Raw genomic sequence first — 15,131 nt, forward strand, 5'->3', positions numbered from 1 at the left:
CAGGACGGCGAGCACCAGGCGCCCGACGCGAGGTGACGCCCCGGCAGGTGGCCTGGGACCGCGGGCACCCCGCAGGTCCGCCACCGGCCGAGCACGGTCGGCACCACGCCCCCGGGCGGGCCGCAGGCCGACGCCGCGTCGCCCTCTCGGCCCCGGCCCCGGGCACTGCGCAGCTCGCGTTGCCGCCCCGTGACCTCCCTCGTCGCCACCGCCACCGCCCCCTCACCTCAGCTTCGGGTCGAGGGCGTCGCGGACTGCGTCGCCCAGCATGATGAAGGCCAGGACCGTGACGGCGAGGGCGCCGGAGGGCCACAGGAGGGCGTGGGGGGCGTTGCGGATGTAGGGGGAGGCGGCCGAGATGTCGATGCCCCAGGAGACGCTCGGGGGTTTCAGGCCGACCCCCAGATAGGACAGGGTCGCCTCCAGGGCGATGTACGTACCCAGGGCGATGGTCGCGACCACGATCACCGGGGCGATGGCGTTGGGCGCGATGTGGCGCAGGAGGATGCGGGAGTTGGAGGCGCCGAGGGCGCGGGCGGCCTGGACGTAGTCGTGCTGTTTGGCGGTGATGACGGCGCCGCGCGCGATGCGGGAGATCTGCGGCCAGCCGAGCAGCACGATGAAGCCGATGACCGGCCAGATGGAGTTGGCGGTGACCACGGACAGCAGGACCAGGCCACCGAGGATCACCGGGATGGCGAAGAAGACGTCGGTGATGCGGGAGAGGAACGAGTCCCACAGGCCGCCGAAGAAGCCCGCCAGCGCCCCCAGCACCGAGCCGAGGACCGCGACCCCGAGCGTGGCGCATACGCCGACCGCGACGGACGTACGGGCGCCGTAGACCGTGCGCGTGTAGACGTCGCACCCCTGGCCGTCGTAGCCGAAGGGATGGCCGGGCGCGGAGCCCTGCTGGGCCTTGGCGAGGTCGCACGTGAGGGGGCTGCCGGAGGCGATCGCCGAGGGCCACAGGGAGATGAAGAGCAAGAAGAGGATGATCAGGCCCGAGACGATGAAGACGGGGTTGCGGCGCAGGTCCTGACAGGCGTCGGACCAGAGGCTGCGCGGACGTTCGTCCGCCGCGGCCTCCGACAGCTGCGGCCCCGGCGGTCCCGTGCCCTGCGGACCCCGCGGTGCCGGCCCGACCGGCGGCCGCGGCTCCAGCGTCTGCGCCTCGCCCGCGGCCAGCTCCATCGCACCGCCCGCGCCCCCGCGCCGCTGCCGGCGATCGCCCCTCGGGCTGGAACGGCTGCTCAGGCATAGCGGATCCTCGGGTCGAGTACGGCGTACAGCAGGTCGACGACCAGGTTGCAGGCGAGGAAGACGAGGACGAGGACCGTCACGAAGCCGACGACGGTCTGCGTGTTCTGGCGCAGGATGCCCTGGTAGAGCTGGTAGCCGACGCCGTGGATGTTGAAGATCCGCTCGGTGACGATCGCGCCGCCCATGAGGAAGCCGATGTCGGCGCCGACGAAGGTGACGACGGGGATGAGGGAGTTGCGGAGCAGATGCCGGGTGACCACCCGGTGCCTCGGCAGGCCCTTGGCGATCGCCGTACGGACGTAGTCGGAGCGCCGGTTCTCCGCGATCGAGGTGCGGGTCAGCCGGGTGACGTACGCGAGGGAGACCGAGGCGAGGACGAGGCCCGGGATGAGCAGCTCGCCGAAGGGGGCCGATGAGGAGACCGACGGGCGGATCCAGCCCCACTCCACGCCGAGCAGCAGCTGGAGCAGCAGGCCGGTGACGAAGGTGGGGACGGAGATCACGACGAGGGTCAGGAGCAGGACACCGGAGTCGACGGGGCGGCCCCGCTGCAGACCCGTGACGACGCCCAGCGTGACGCCGATGAGGACCTCGAAGAGGACCGCGACGATCGTGAGCCGGATGGTGACCGGGAAGGCGGTCGACATCAGCTCGGTGACTTCCTGGCCGTTGAACGCCGTACCGAAGTCTCCGGTGAAGACGTTCCCCATATAGGTCAGGTACTGCTGCCACACGGGCTTGTCGAGGCCGAACTCCTTCCTCAGCTGAGCCGCCGTCGCCGCGTCGCACTGCCGGTCGCCGCACAGGCCCGCGACGGGGTCCCCCATCACGTTGACCATGAGGAAGATCAGCAGGGTGGCCCCGATGAACACCGGGACCATCTGCACCAGGCGCCGGACGACGTACCGCCCCATGACGGGCTCAGCCGACCTTGATCTCGTTGTAGACGGGGACGCTGAACGGGTTGAGGGCCACGTTCGACAGCCGCTGCGACCAGCCGGCGCTGCCGTTCTGGTACCAGAGCGGGATGGCCGCCATGTTGTCCCGGACGACCGCCTCGGCCTTCTGGAACATCTCCACGGCCCGTGCGGGGTCGGTCTCGGCGTTCGCCTCGTCGACGAGCTTGTCGAACTCCTCGTTGGACCACTTGCCGTCGTTGGAGGAGGCGTTGGTGTAGTAGAGCGGCTGGAGGAAGTTCTGGGGCAGCGGGTAGTCCATCTGCCAGCCCGCCCGGAAGGGGCCGGAGAGCTTCTGGGTCGTGCTCTTGCTGCGGAAGTCGGCGAAGGTGCCGATCGGGTTGCCGACGCAGGCCCGGTCGTTGCCCAGGGCGTTGTTGATGGAGTTGCAGACGGCGTCCACCCACAGCTTGTGGGAGCCGGTGTCCGCGTTGTACGTGATCTTCACCTGCCCGCCTGGCAGCCCGCCGCCCTCCTCGATCAGCTTCTTCGCCGCGGCCGCGTCGTACTGGCACCACTCACCGCACAGCCCCGCCTTGTAACCGCCCTCCGCGCCCAGGACGGGTGAGGTCCAGTCGGTCGCGGGCGTGCGGGTCCCCTGGAAGATGGTCTTGGTGATCTGCTCGCGGTCGATCGCCCGGGACAGCCCCTTGCGGACCTTGACCGAGCCGGGCTTGTTCCAGGCCTTGTCGTAGTGGGGGAAGGCCAGGGTCTGGATGATGCCGGCCGGGGTGTTGAGGTAGCGGTCGCCGAGGTCGCTGCGGACGTTCTTCAGCTGCTGGGCCGGTACGTCGTCGACGAGGTCGAGGTTGCCGGCCATCAGGTCGGTGTAGGCCGTGTTGTTGTCCGTGTAGACCTTGAGGGTGACGCCACCGTTCTGGGCCGCGTCCGGACCCGGGTACGCGTCCCACCTCGTGAGGCTCATCTCGGAGCCCTTGGTGTACGACTGCACGGTGTACGGACCGTTGCCGACGGGCTTGGCGAGCCAGCCTGCGTGGTCGTCGTAGAAGGCACGCGGCAGCGGGACGAAGGCGTTGTAGCCGAGGGTGTCGGGGAAGCCGGAGAACTTCTGGCTGAGCCGGACGGTGAACGTCCTGTCGTCGACCGCCTTCAGCCCGGACATGGTGTCGGCGCTCTGCTCGCCCTTGACCGGGTGGACCTTGTCGTAGCCGTCGATGTAGCTGAAGAAGTAGGCGTTCTTCTGGTTGTTCCTCAGGCTCGCCCCGTAGTTCCAGGCGTCCACGAAGGACTTGGCGGTGACCTTCTCGCCGTCGCTGAAGGTCCAGCCGTCCTTGACGGTGATCGTGTAGGTGCGCGAGTCGGTGGTCTCGATCCGCTCGGCGAGCATGTCCTCGGCCTCGCCGGTCTTCGGGTTGTACTGCTTCAGACCCCGGAAGATCATGGAGAGCACCTTGCCGCCCTGCACCTCATTGGTGTTGGCCGGCTCCAGCGGGTTCTGCGGATCGGTCCACGACGAGCTCAGCGCCTCGCCGCCGGCTCCGCTGTCACCCCCGCCTCCACAGGCCGTCGCCACGAGCGCGACCGCCATCGCACATGCGGCCTGTCTGGCGAACGTGGCTCCACGCATGGAGTGCCTCCTCTGGTACTGATCCGTTACGGGCCAATATCAAGCGAAAGGGCGCATATCGCACACGGACTCCGGCCAATGGAGCAACAGACCGTCCGGATGCCGGAGCGCGGACCCCTCCCGCGAGGCACCCGCGAGGGTCCGTTTCGTCGCCCTCGCGACGTCCTCGCGGGCGACGAAACGGACTTCTTTCATCCGCCCCAATGGATCTTCGATGTATGACGCAATGGATCTCCACCATCCGATGCCGAACCGTTGGATTACGACCGCTGGATGTACACATTTCGGTACTGGAGAGTCCGCATATCGAACTCGTTGCCCGATTGGTCCAATTGGTCCAAGTCAAGGCACAACTCAATCACGTTGCGCTACCCGCGTAGCTACGGAATGGTCAAGACAGAGTAAAGAACGTAAAGAGAAAACCAAGTCAGCCGAGAATTTATTGACCTTGAATGAATTGCGTTGAAAAAGTCCGGCGTAGCCCGTAGGGGAGCGTGCCCTGCGGAGTCATCAGACCCTCCCTTGGGCCAGGAGCACCATGACCCCCCCAACTCCATCCGCGGCCGCACCGCTTGAGGCGACTGACGAAAGCATCGACAAGTCGCCTTCGCCCTCCACCCCTAAGGGCAACGAGAGCCGCTCGCCGGGACGGCTGGCGTGGACCCGCTTCAAGCGGGACCGCACGGGCGTCATATCGGCGTACATCGTGATCTTCTTCTTCGTGATCGCGCTCACTGCTCCGCTCATCGCGAAGCTGTACGGGAAGGATCCGTACACGACGTACGCGAGCCAGCAGCCTGAGCTGCTGAACGCCTTCGCGTACCCGGCGGGTCCGAACGGCGGCATCAGCTCGGAGTTCTGGTTCGGCATCGAGCCGCAGCTCGGCCGTGACGTCTTCACCTTCCTTCTCTACGCGATCCGCACCTCGCTGGGCATCGCCGTCGCGGCCACCTTGCTCACCGTCATCCTCGGCGTGGTCATCGGCGTCACCGCCGGCTATCTCGGCGGCAAGACGGACTACTTCGTGGGCCGGGTCATCGACATCCTGCTGTCGTTCCCGTCCACCCTCTTCTTCATCGCCTTCATGCCGGTCGTGTACGGGCTCTTCGTCGCCCCCGACGAGAACATCCCGACGTGGCTGCGCGCCGCAGGCCTGATCATCGTGCTCTCCGCCTTCGGCTGGGCCTCCATCGCCCGACTGCTGCGAGGCCAGGTACTCGGCCTGCGCGAGCGGGAGTTCGTCGAGGCGGCCAAGGTCACGGGCGCGTCACCGCGGCGTATCGTCTTCAAGGAGCTGCTGCCCAACCTGTGGACTCCGATCATCATCCAGTCCACGCTGATGCTCCCGGCCTTCGTCACCGCTGAGGCGGGTCTCGCCTTCCTCGGTGTCGGCATGATCGACCCGACCCCGGACTGGGGCGTCATGATCCAGCGAGGCGCCCAGTTCTACACGGAGGACCTCACCTTCATGCTCTTCCCGGGCATGTCCATGGTGATCTTCGTGCTCGCGTTCAACCTCCTCGGTGACTCGGTGCGTGACGCACTCGACCCGAAGTCCAAGCGCTGACTCCGGCTCAATTCAGGACCAGGCGAAGTCGCCGGGTGCCGGATCTCTCTCATCAACCCACTTCAAGGCAGGATGCGATGTCCTTCTCGCGTAGAAACTTCCTGATCGCCACCGGCGTGGCCGCGGCGTCGACCTCGGTACTGAGCGCCTGCAGCAGCGGCAGCGAGGGCGGCTCGCAGGACCAGGCCCCGAAAGTCACCGGCTCCAAGACCACCGAGATCCCCGTGGGCACCAAGGCCGACTCGACCGGCCCGGCCACCGAGGTCAAGGGCGCTGTGACGGGCGGGACGATCTACTCGCTCCAGCAGTTCGACATGGACCACATGGACCCGGGGCAGATCTACGTCTCGACCGAGGGCGCCATCACCGTGCCGATCATGCGCGGTCTGACCGGCTACAAGCTGGACGACAAGGGCGGGGCCACCCTGGTCGGCGACGCCGCGACCGACGCCGGCACGATGAAGGACGGCGGCAAGACCTGGTCCTTCACCATCAAGGACGGCATCAAGTGGGAGGACGGCGCCGACCTCTCCATGGACGACGTCCGCCACACCTTCGAGCGCCTCTTCGCGAGCTTCATCACCGAGGGCCCGATCTACGTCCAGGAGTTCCTGGAGGGCGGCGACAAGTACGACGGCCCGTACGGCGGCAAGAGCCTCGACTCCATCGAGATCGACGGCAAGACCATCACCTTCCGCCTCAAGGAAGCCCGCGTCGACTTCAACTACACGCTCGCGATGCGTGGTTACTCCCTGGTGCCCAAGAAGGGCGACACCAAGGAGAAGTACGACAAGAAGCCGGTCTCCTGCGGCCCGTACAAGATCGAGAGCCGGAGCATCGGCAAGTCGATGACCTTCGTGCGCAACGAGCACTGGGACCCGAAGACGGACCCGATCCGCAACGCCTACCCGGACAAGTTCGTCTTCCAGATGGGCTACGAGCTGGTGGCGTCGACCGACCGCTGGATCGCGGACCAGGGCAACGACCAGTACGCGGTGCCGATCTTCAACGAGGTCGCGCCCGAGCGTCTCGCCCAGGTCCTCACCAAGCCCGAGCTGAAGAAGCGCGTCCTCACCGCGGTCGACACGGTCACCTACTACTGGCCGATCAACATGACCCGGGTCAAGGACCTCAAGGTCCGCCAGGCCATCAACCACGCCTGGCCGCACCAGCAGCTCCAGACCATCGGTGGCGGTGCCGCGTCCCAGGAGATCGCCACCACGATCTTCGCCCCGGTGACGCCCGGTTACACCAAGTTCGACCTGTACGGCGTCGACAAGAAGCCGGGCGGCGACCCCGAGAAGGCCAAGGCCCTCCTGAAGGAAGCCGGCAAGCTCGGCTACAAGCTGGTCATCGCCTACCAGCAGTCGGACACCGCGGTGAAGACCGCCGTCGCCATCAAGAACGCGCTGGAGGCGGCCGGCTTCCAGGTCGTCAACAAGCAGGTCGACAAGTCGACGTTCTACACCCAGATCGGCAAGATCGACAACGACTTCGACCTGTTCGCCGCCGGCTGGAGCCCGGACTGGCCGGGCGGTTACTCGCAGTTCTACCCCTGCTGGAGCGGCAAGAACATCGGCGACGGCCGCAGCAACTACGCCCAGCTGGACGACCCGAGCGTCAACAAGGCCATCGACGCCGCGGGCCAGATCGCGGACGTGGAGGAGGCCAACAAGGCCTGGGGCAACGTCGACAAGATGATCATGGAGCTGGCCGCGGTCGTCCCGGACTACCACAAGATCCGGAACTACCTGTACGGCTCCAAGGTCGGCAACGTCGTCTGGGACGGCGGCAACACCTGCGTCGCGCTCACGAAGCTCTACGCCAAGAAGTAAGCGAGCACGACCCTTGGGGGCGGCCATTCCACATGGCCGCCCCTGCGGCCCACCCCTCTACTTCCCCCCGGCGACGGCGCCCCGTCCGGAAAGTCACGCCTCATGTTCCGCTTCCTTGTCCGCCGAGTCATCGGCGCGCTGGTCATTTTGTTGATCATCAGCGCCATCACCTTCTGGCTCTTCTACGCCGTGCCGCGTGACCCCGCGATGATGTCCTGCGGCAAGAACTGCACGCCCGAGAACCTGGCGCAGATCCGGCAGAACCTGGGCATCGACAAGCCGATCCCGGTGCAGTACTGGCTGTGGCTCGTCGGCGTCTTCGTCGGGCGCGACTACGCCAACTACGACTTCTGCAACGCACCCTGCCTCGGGTACTCCTTCGCGAACCGCGAGCCCGTCTTCGACACGATCATGGACCGTCTGCCGACGACCCTCTCGCTCGCCTTCGGCGCGGCTGTCGTCTTCCTGATCCTCGGTATCGGCGCGGGCATGATCGCGGCGCTCAAGCAGGGCAAGTTCCTGGACAAGTTCGCCAGCTCCGCCTCGCTGCTCGGCTCCTCGCTCCAGATCTACTTCGTCGGCTACATCGCGATGTTCTTCTTCGTCGCGCAGCTGGGATGGCTCGACCAGCCGCAGTGGACCCCGCTCTCCGAGAACCCGGCCGCCTGGTTCGGCGGGCTGCTGTTGCCCTGGCTGGTCCTCGCGATCATCTTCACGGCCAACTACACGCGTATGACCCGCTCCCAGCTCGTGGAGCAACTCAGCGAGGACTACGTCCGCACGGCACGGGCCAAGGGTCTGTCCCGGTCGAACGTGTTCTTCCGGTTTGCCTGGCGCGGCGCGATGGGTCCCATCGTCACGGTGTTCGGCATCGACCTGGGCACGCTGATCGGCGGTGCCATCATCACCGAGTCGACCTTCAGCCTCCCGGGCGTCGGCCGACTCGCGGTGAAGTCCGTGGACCAGAGCGACCTGCCGATGCTGCTGGGTGTGACCCTGCTGGCGGCCGGCGCGATCGTCTTCGCCAACATCATCGTGGACGCCGTCTACGCCCTCATCGACCCGCGGATCCGGCTCGCCTGACCTCCGCCCCCACTCCCGACCCCTCGCATCACCCCCCTCAGGAGCGTCCCCGTGACGAGCACCGATCAGCAGCCCTTCCTCTCCGTCAAGGACCTCCAGGTCCACTTCTCCACCGAGGACGGCATCGTCAAGGCCGTCGACGGGCTCTCCTTCGACATTGCCAAGGGCCAGACGCTCGGCATCGTGGGCGAGTCGGGATCCGGCAAGTCCGTCACCAACCTGACGATCCTGGGTCTGCACGACCCGTTCCGCACCAAGATCGACGGCGAGATCCTGCTGGACGGGCAGGAACTGCTCACCGCCTCCGAGCGGGAACTGGAGCGGCTGCGCGGCAACAAGATGTCCATGATCTTCCAGGACGCGCTGGCCTCGCTGTCGCCGTACCACACCATCGGTAAGCAGATCGGGGAGACGTACCGCAAGCACACCGGTGCCTCCAAGAAGGAGGCACGGGCGCGGGCGATCGAGATGCTGCGGCGGGTCGGGATCCCGCAGCCCGACATGCGGGTGGACGACTACCCGCACCAGTTCTCCGGCGGTATGCGCCAGCGCGCCATGATCGCCATGGCACTGGTCTGCGACCCCGAGCTGCTCATCGCGGACGAGCCGACCACCGCGCTCGACGTGACGGTCCAGGCCCAGATCCTGGATCTGCTCAAGGAGCTCCAGCAGGAGTTCGGCACGGCGATCATCTTCATCACGCACGACCTCGGGGTCATCGCCGACATCGCGGACGACGTGCTGGTGATGTACGGCGGCCGGTGCGTGGAGCGGGGCACCAAGGAGGAGGTGCTGCGCGACCCGCAGCACCCCTACACCCTGGGCCTGATGAGCTCCATGCCGAGCCTGGACGGGCCGGTCGACGTGCCGCTGTCGCCGATCCCGGGTGCGCCGCCGTCGCTGCTGAACCCGCCCCCCGGCTGCCGCTTCCACCCACGGTGCGCCTTCACCGACAAGGTCACGGGCGGGCTGTGCTCCAGCGAGCGGCCGCTCCTCGACGTGGTGGACGGCCGGGGTTCCGCCTGCCACCTCGCGCCCGGGGAGCGCAAGGATCTGTTCGCCGAATTCGCCGGATCCCGGCACTGACTGACGTACACGAGACGGGACTTCACCATCATGAGCAACGCGCAACCGCTCCTGGACGTCAGCGGTCTGACCAAGCACTTCCCGATCAAGGGCGGCTTCCCGATCAAACGCACGGTCGGGGCCGTCAAGGCCGTGGACGGCCTCGACTTCCAGGTGGGCGAGGGCGAGGCCCTCGGTCTGGTCGGCGAGTCGGGCTGCGGCAAGTCGACGACCGGGCGGCTGATCACGCGGCTCCTGGAGCCGACGAGCGGCAAGATCTCGTACCGCGGCCAGGACATCACGCACGCGGGCCGCAGGCAGCTGGCACCGGTCCGCTCCGAGATCCAGATGATCTTCCAGGACCCGTACGCGTCCCTGAACCCGCGCCAGACGGTCGGCAAGATCATCTCCGGCCCGATGGAGATCAACGACATCAACCCTGCGGGCGGCCGCGAGACGCGTGTGCGCGAACTGCTGGAGATCGTCGGTCTGAACCCCGAGCACTACAACCGCTTCCCGCACGAGTTCTCCGGCGGTCAGCGCCAGCGCATCGGCGTGGCAAGGGCGTTGGCCCTCGAACCGAAGCTGATCGTGGCCGACGAGCCGGTCTCGGCCCTCGACGTCTCCATCCAGGCACAGGTCGTGAACCTGCTCCAGAAGGTCCAGCAGGAACTGGGCATCGCGTTCGTCTTCATCGCCCACGACCTGGCCGTCGTACGGCACTTCTCGCAGCGCGTCGCGGTCATGTACCTCGGCAAGATCGTCGAGATCGCCGACCGCGACGACCTGTACGACAACCCGCGCCACCCGTACACCCGGGCGCTGCTGTCCGCCGTGCCCGAGGCGACGGTGGAGGACACCCCCCGCGAGCGCATCCGCCTCCAGGGCGATGTCCCCTCCCCCATCAACCCGCCCTCCGGCTGCCGCTTCCGCACCCGCTGCTGGAAGGCGACGGAGAAGTGCTCGACCGAGGCCCCGCCGCTGGTCCAGGTCGAGGGCAACAAGCCCGGCCACCTGACCGCGTGCCACTACCCGGAGACGGACGAGGCGGTCCCCGCGCCGCGTCTCGCCAAGGACCCCCAGCCGGCGGTCTGACACACCGTTCCTAACCAGTGTCCAGGAGTGACATTTGCTGCCAGCTCCCGGAACTGCGCGCATCCCGAACGGTGTTTGATGCGCTGGTCTCCCGCGTTCGCTGTGTCCCCGTCCGGCTGCGTGCATCGTGTGCACGCTCCGTGACGGGTGGGCGGGTTCCCTCACGCCCTCGTGCGCCTGGTCCGGCCTGGGCGGTCCGATGCCCCGCAGTATCGCTCTGGTGCTGCGGGGGCGGTGCCGTCCGTCGCCGGATGGGGTGCCCGAGGGCGCGTCGCCCGATCGCGATGCCGGCGGCATCGTGACGGGACATCTTTCGCTTCTTCGAGGTGAGGGGCCTCTTCCAGTGCTGATCGCCCCACATCGACGTGTACGCCGGATCCACAGCAACGATCGACAGGCCGTGTTCGGACGCCATGGACACGAGCCGGGCCTTGAGCTTGCCGGTCGGGATGCCCGAGATGAGCTGCCGGAAGCGCTTACGTCTGCCGTGCTTCTCGCGGGTCTTCTCGGCGGCGAAGTCCAGGTTCTCCAGGCCGATGGCTTTGACGCCGCACCGGTCGGCCCAGTGCAGCAACTGGCTGATGGCGTGCCGGATCTGGGCGTCACGGTGGTCTGCGCTGCCGGACAGGTCGTAGAAGAACCGCTTGGGGTCGCCGACCGGGTTGCCGTGCCGGTCGAGCCGGTAGGCGGCGAAGTGGTCGGCGTTGGTGTCCACGCCGACCATGCCCTCAGACCGCGCCGTCTGAAGCGGGATCGTCTGGACAACGGGCCGTGTCCACGACGCTGTCAGGTACCAGCGGCCCCGCTCCACGTCCAGGTGGATACGGTAGGCCACGGCCCGGTTGTCTTCGATCCGGTCGCGCCACTCGGCTCCCCGGTGCTGGAACTGCACGCGGGTGGCGAGGACGTACCGGCCGTGCTTGCTGTTGGCCAAGTGGGCAAGCGGGGCGGGCAGCTTGATGCTGACCTCGCCATCCGGCGTGACGCGGATCGTCTCGTTGCCGAAGCGTTTGCCGGACTCGCCGTCGACGGCGAGGAACCACCGTTCGGCTTCCCACCGCTCACGCCACTGCTCGGCGGTGAGCTGGGCGGCTTCGAGGTTGTGGCGGTTGTTGATCAGGCGCCGGCCGCCGCGCGCGACGTGCACGACACCGGCCTCACGCTCAGCGCGGGCCACGTCCAGGCGGTATTCCAGGGTCGTCAGACGGCGGGACTTCTGGAACCACTCGCCCCGACTGCGGTATCCGCCGGGTGCCCGCTTGGTGCCCTTCTCCCCGATCGGCTGGGAGAGGCGGTGCATCAGCGTCCGCACACCGGCCTCAAGCCCTTGGATGTGGGCGAGCTGACAGCGGCGGGACAGAGCCCACTGATCGTGAGTGGCCTTCGTGATCGAACCGGCCCACCGAGACGAGGAGTCGGCCGTCAGGCCCTGCTTGCGGGCGGCCCACGTGTCGCTGTTGTGGTCCAGGCCGTCCATGCAGCGGTTCTTGAGGTCCAGCGAGGCGAGGCGTCCGAGGTGTTCACCGACCAGCCGCAACACCTTGTCGTCCACGTCGGTGAGGTGCCCCAGGCGGTCGCGTATCGCCACCCCGGACGGCCCGAGCGCGACGAACGGCGCGTCGATGGTGCGGAGCTTCTTCTTCTTCGGCTCACTCATCGGCAGCCGCCGCTTCGAGAGCCTTCCTCGCCCGGTTCTTCGCCGACCGACGGCCGTACAGGCGGGCGCAGAACGACGTCAGCACCTCCACCATGTCTCGGACCAGATCGTCTTCAACTTCGCCGTCATCGAGGACGACGAGTCGGCGACCAGTCGCGGACAGGGCAGCCTCGATCAGCTCCACGTTCATCCGGCCGAGGCGGTCTTTGTGCTCGACCACGACCGTGGTCACCGCCGGGTCGGCCAGCAGCCGCCTCGCCTTCGCGCGGCAGCCGTTCACACCCGAGGCGATCTCGGATTCGATCCGCACGACCTTCTGCCCGGCCTTCGCCGCCCATGCCGACAGGCGAGCGGTCTGCCGCTCCAGGTCCGGCTTCTGATCATGCGAGGAGACGCGGGCATACAGACCTACACCACCGGTCACGGAGGGTGAGGTGTTCGCGTCGATGTTCACCAGGATCGTGCGCGGTCCCACGCGTTCCGCAGGTACCGGCAATGTGCCCTCACGGAACCAGCGATACGCCGTACGCGGGGCAATGCCCTGCGAGCGTGCCCATTCCGTCAGGTTCATGCACAAGATCGTACAACACTCGTGACACCTAAAAGACACTCATGGACACTTATACGAGAGCAGGTTCTGACCCCTTTTCGTCAGTCGCCGTGCCCGGAACGGACTTTCACCGGCCCATTGACCCGAGCCCATGAGCGTCCGGTTCCAGGGGAAGGAGGGCCCGTGCACACCCCTTGGGTGCGTGCGGGCCCTCATCTCTCGGTCATGGGGCCGCGCGCTGCTCAGGGGTTGAGGTCGAGAACGCGCACCATCCGCCCCTTCCACCGGTCCGGGGCAACGGTGGTGACGACAGCCCCGTCCGGCCGTTCGGGCGTCGGCTGGGCCGCGTACTCGATGTGAGCCGGAGCCCAGGTGTCATCCGGCGCGACGGCAAGCGCGGCAGGCAGGTCCAGGTCGAGGACGACGACGCCGGGCAGTGCGACGATGTGCTCGGCCGTGCCGCGCCGGGTCCGATCGGCCTCGATCAGCGCACACGTGGGCGCGTACAGAAACCATCCCGAAGTGGCATGGGCGCGGTGGATCAGCCGGGAAGCCAGGACGTTGCCCGATCCGGCAGCGACCATGGCCGTGTCGTCGAGGATCACATGGAGAACGTCGGTCACGGAGCGGCCGCCTCGGCGAGCCGGCGATCGAGTTCCGCGTCCAGGTCGGCCTGCTCACCCTCGCTGGGGTCATAGCCGTTCCATTCCCGCAGCACCGCACGGGCGTGCTCGGCTCGGTCGGCACGCTCAGCCGGAGTGAGCAGCGAGTCCGCGAGCCGGGCCAGATACGCTCGCAGCGACAGACCCTCGCCGGCCGCTATCTCGGCCAGCCGGTCACGGGCGTCGACCGGAATGCGAATGTTGGCATCAGTCATGGCCATGCTCCTATCGGTCACCTTCCACCCAGGGTACGGGTACGCACCCGTACCCGTACCTTCGTTTGCGATGCGGCCTTGTCGTCACCCGGGCGGGCAACAAGACTGCCTCTCCATGGCCCTACACCTGCGCGGCACCACCCTCCCCGACGGCACCCACCGCGACCTCTGGCTCCTCGGCGACCGCATCACCTTCGACCGCCCGTCCGGCGAGCCGCAGACGGTGGCCGACGGCGGCTACCTGCTGCCGGGACTGGTCGACGTCCACACGCACCCCGGGTCCCCGTCCGAGGACGAACCCGTCTTCGACCCCGAGGTGTTCGCCGAGCAGATCGCGGCGCACCGGGACGCGGGGACGACGGCATTGCGGTTCCCGGGGCTGCTCGGCGAGATCCCTGAGGGCCTGCGCGAGGCCCCGGACGCCCCGCGCATGATCACAGCAGGGCGGTGGCTGGCGTGGGCGGGACTGTCGAAAAGCGCCGACTTCCACACCGTCACCGACGACCTCGTCGCCGCCGCCGTCGCGGATACCAAGGCCCACGACGGCTGGTGCAAGCTGATGGGCGACTGGGACTACGAGTCGGATCCGGTGCCGTACGACATCCTGCGTGCCGTCACCGACGCGGTGCACGCGGTCGGGGGGCGGGTCGCCGCGCACTGTCAGTCGGCGCTAGGCGTGCTGAACGCCTCGCGGGCCGGCGTCGACTCCATCGAGCACGGGATGGGCATGCCGCAGGAGTGCGTCGAGCTGATGGCCACGCACGGGACCGTGTACGTCCCCACCCTGACGACGTTCGCGCGCCGCGTGCCGGACATCAAGGACAACCCCCGTGGGCGCCTCTGGCACGAAGGCCACCGCATCATGATCCGCCGGGTCCGCGAGGCCCACGACGCCGGCGTCCGCGTCCTCGCCGGCACCGACTCCGCCCCCTTCGGCAACGTGGCCACCGAGGTCGAACACCTCATCGCCGCAGGCCTGCCGGCCGACGTGGCGGTGGGTGCGGCGAGCTGGACGGCGCGGGACTTCCTGGGTCTGCCCGGGCTGGTGGAGGGCGGGCTTGCCGACGTGACGGTGTACGACGCGGATCCGCGGGTCGAGCCGGGGGTGCTGCGGCATCCGCGGCGGATCGTGCTGCGGGGGCGGGTCGTCCGCTGAGCGGCGGGGCGACTGCCACAGGGCTCAGGGCCAGGGATCAGGGCTCGCGCGCTACCAACTCCACCTCGAAGCCGTCGCCGTTCTCCAGATAGGCGGCGTAGTGCTCGGGCCCGCCCGCATAGGGATGCCGATCCGGGAAGAGCAGGCTCCAGCCGTGCCGCGGCGCCTCCTCGACCAGGGCGTCGAGACCGGCCCGGCCGCCGGGCGCGTGGAAAGCCAGGTGATTCAGGCCGGGCCGCAGCCGGTCGTGCCGGTCGCCCCGCAGCGCCGGTGACTCCTCGACCACGAGGTACGTCTCCCCAGCACGCCAGCTGCGGCCTGCCGGCCAGTCCTGGTGGGGCTCGTAGCCCAGCCGGTCCAGCAACCACCCCCACGACCTGACCGCCCGCCCGAGGTCCGGCACCCACAGCTCGACGTGATGCAGCAACTCCTCAGCCCTTCC

14 protein-coding genes are annotated in these 15,131 nt (G+C 67.9%); 6 read left to right on the forward strand and 8 right to left on the reverse strand.

What is annotated here, in order from left to right:
* Positions 1 to 222: 222 nt before the first annotated feature.
* Genes OHO27_RS14155 through OHO27_RS14165 form a run of 3 tightly spaced genes read right to left on the reverse strand, consistent with a single transcriptional unit; the run spans position 223 to position 3,804 of the window.
* On the reverse strand, positions 223 to 1,191 hold the full coding sequence (locus OHO27_RS14155) for an ABC transporter permease (RefSeq protein WP_328423814.1): 969 nt from the start codon (positions 1,189 to 1,191) through the stop codon (positions 223 to 225).
* A 59-nt stretch (positions 1,192 to 1,250) separates the two neighbouring features.
* Positions 1,251 to 2,174 (reverse strand): ABC transporter permease, encoded by a 924-nt coding sequence (locus OHO27_RS14160; protein ID WP_328423816.1) that lies wholly within the window; start codon positions 2,172 to 2,174, stop codon positions 1,251 to 1,253.
* A gap of 7 nt (positions 2,175 to 2,181) precedes the next feature.
* A complete protein-coding gene (locus tag OHO27_RS14165; protein ID WP_328423818.1) occupies positions 2,182 to 3,804 on the reverse strand; it encodes a peptide ABC transporter substrate-binding protein in 1,623 nt (540 codons plus the stop codon).
* A 538-nt stretch (positions 3,805 to 4,342) separates the two neighbouring features.
* On the opposite strand from OHO27_RS14165, the gene OHO27_RS14170 reads away from it, so the two are divergent.
* The 5 genes from OHO27_RS14170 (at position 4,343) to OHO27_RS14190 (ending at position 10,449) form a co-directional block, all read left to right on the forward strand.
* Positions 4,343 to 5,371 carry an ABC transporter permease gene (locus OHO27_RS14170; RefSeq protein ID WP_328423820.1) on the forward strand — a complete coding sequence of 343 codons (1,029 nt, stop codon included), beginning with the start codon at positions 4,343 to 4,345 and terminating at the stop codon, positions 5,369 to 5,371.
* Between the two features lie 77 nt (positions 5,372 to 5,448).
* Positions 5,449 to 7,206: an ABC transporter substrate-binding protein gene (locus tag OHO27_RS14175; protein WP_328423823.1), complete on the forward strand. Its 1,758-nt coding sequence runs from the start codon at positions 5,449 to 5,451 to the stop codon at positions 7,204 to 7,206.
* Between the two features lie 102 nt (positions 7,207 to 7,308).
* Positions 7,309 to 8,289: an ABC transporter permease gene (locus tag OHO27_RS14180; RefSeq protein WP_328423825.1), complete on the forward strand. Its 981-nt coding sequence runs from the start codon at positions 7,309 to 7,311 to the stop codon at positions 8,287 to 8,289.
* Positions 8,290 to 8,340: 51 nt separating this feature from the next.
* On the forward strand, positions 8,341 to 9,375 hold the full coding sequence (locus OHO27_RS14185) for an ABC transporter ATP-binding protein (RefSeq protein ID WP_328423827.1): 1,035 nt from the start codon (positions 8,341 to 8,343) through the stop codon (positions 9,373 to 9,375).
* Positions 9,376 to 9,405: 30 nt separating this feature from the next.
* Positions 9,406 to 10,449: an ABC transporter ATP-binding protein gene (locus OHO27_RS14190; RefSeq protein WP_328423829.1), complete on the forward strand. Its 1,044-nt coding sequence runs from the start codon at positions 9,406 to 9,408 to the stop codon at positions 10,447 to 10,449.
* A gap of 10 nt (positions 10,450 to 10,459) precedes the next feature.
* Here OHO27_RS14190 and OHO27_RS14195 read toward each other — a convergent pair whose 3' ends face one another.
* From OHO27_RS14195 to OHO27_RS14210, 4 genes are all read right to left on the reverse strand, one after another.
* Entirely contained in the window at positions 10,460 to 12,106 is a 1,647-nt protein-coding gene (locus OHO27_RS14195) for a transposase (protein ID WP_328423831.1), read from the reverse strand.
* Positions 12,099 to 12,677 carry an IS607 family transposase gene (locus tag OHO27_RS14200; protein ID WP_328423833.1) on the reverse strand — a complete coding sequence of 193 codons (579 nt, stop codon included), beginning with the start codon at positions 12,675 to 12,677 and terminating at the stop codon, positions 12,099 to 12,101. Before OHO27_RS14200 ends, OHO27_RS14195 begins: the two co-directional genes overlap by 8 nt.
* Before the next feature lie 221 nt (positions 12,678 to 12,898).
* Positions 12,899 to 13,240 carry a hypothetical protein gene (locus OHO27_RS14205; RefSeq protein ID WP_443059706.1) on the reverse strand — a complete coding sequence of 114 codons (342 nt, stop codon included), beginning with the start codon at positions 13,238 to 13,240 and terminating at the stop codon, positions 12,899 to 12,901.
* A 35-nt stretch (positions 13,241 to 13,275) separates the two neighbouring features.
* Positions 13,276 to 13,533: a hypothetical protein gene (locus OHO27_RS14210; protein WP_328423837.1), complete on the reverse strand. Its 258-nt coding sequence runs from the start codon at positions 13,531 to 13,533 to the stop codon at positions 13,276 to 13,278.
* A gap of 115 nt (positions 13,534 to 13,648) precedes the next feature.
* Between OHO27_RS14210 and OHO27_RS14215 the strand changes: the two genes are divergently transcribed.
* A complete protein-coding gene (locus OHO27_RS14215; protein WP_328423839.1) occupies positions 13,649 to 14,689 on the forward strand; it encodes an amidohydrolase family protein in 1,041 nt (346 codons plus the stop codon).
* 37 nt (positions 14,690 to 14,726) lie between these two features.
* On the opposite strand, the gene OHO27_RS14220 is transcribed toward OHO27_RS14215, so the two are convergent.
* Positions 14,727 to 15,116, reverse strand: coding sequence for a VOC family protein (locus OHO27_RS14220; RefSeq protein WP_328423841.1), 390 nt, complete (start codon positions 15,114 to 15,116; stop codon positions 14,727 to 14,729).
* Positions 15,117 to 15,131 lie beyond the last annotated feature (15 nt).

Origin of the sequence: Streptomyces sp. NBC_00443 (assembly GCF_036014175.1) — a bacterium.
Classification (GTDB): domain Bacteria; phylum Actinomycetota; class Actinomycetes; order Streptomycetales; family Streptomycetaceae; genus Streptomyces.

Excerpts from the sequence above, each read along its gene's own strand:
- OHO27_RS14170 (WP_328423820.1), top strand. The coding sequence starts at position 4,343 with ATGACCCCCCCAACTCCATCCGCGGCCGCACCGCTTGAGGCGACTGAC.
- OHO27_RS14160 (WP_328423816.1), bottom strand. The coding sequence starts at position 2,174 with ATGGGGCGGTACGTCGTCCGGCGCCTGGTGCAGATGGTCCCGGTGTTC.
- OHO27_RS14175 (WP_328423823.1), top strand. The coding sequence starts at position 5,449 with ATGTCCTTCTCGCGTAGAAACTTCCTGATCGCCACCGGCGTGGCCGCG.
- OHO27_RS14215 (WP_328423839.1), top strand. The coding sequence starts at position 13,649 with ATGGCCCTACACCTGCGCGGCACCACCCTCCCCGACGGCACCCACCGC.
- OHO27_RS14155 (WP_328423814.1), bottom strand. The coding sequence starts at position 1,191 with ATGGAGCTGGCCGCGGGCGAGGCGCAGACGCTGGAGCCGCGGCCGCCG.
- OHO27_RS14165 (WP_328423818.1), bottom strand. The coding sequence starts at position 3,804 with ATGCGTGGAGCCACGTTCGCCAGACAGGCCGCATGTGCGATGGCGGTC.
- OHO27_RS14195 (WP_328423831.1), bottom strand. The coding sequence starts at position 12,106 with ATGAGTGAGCCGAAGAAGAAGAAGCTCCGCACCATCGACGCGCCGTTC.
- OHO27_RS14190 (WP_328423829.1), top strand. The coding sequence starts at position 9,406 with ATGAGCAACGCGCAACCGCTCCTGGACGTCAGCGGTCTGACCAAGCAC.
- OHO27_RS14205 (WP_443059706.1), bottom strand. The coding sequence starts at position 13,240 with ATGGTCGCTGCCGGATCGGGCAACGTCCTGGCTTCCCGGCTGATCCAC.
- OHO27_RS14210 (WP_328423837.1), bottom strand. The coding sequence starts at position 13,533 with ATGACTGATGCCAACATTCGCATTCCGGTCGACGCCCGTGACCGGCTG.
- OHO27_RS14200 (WP_328423833.1), bottom strand. The coding sequence starts at position 12,677 with ATGAACCTGACGGAATGGGCACGCTCGCAGGGCATTGCCCCGCGTACG.
- OHO27_RS14180 (WP_328423825.1), top strand. The coding sequence starts at position 7,309 with ATGTTCCGCTTCCTTGTCCGCCGAGTCATCGGCGCGCTGGTCATTTTG.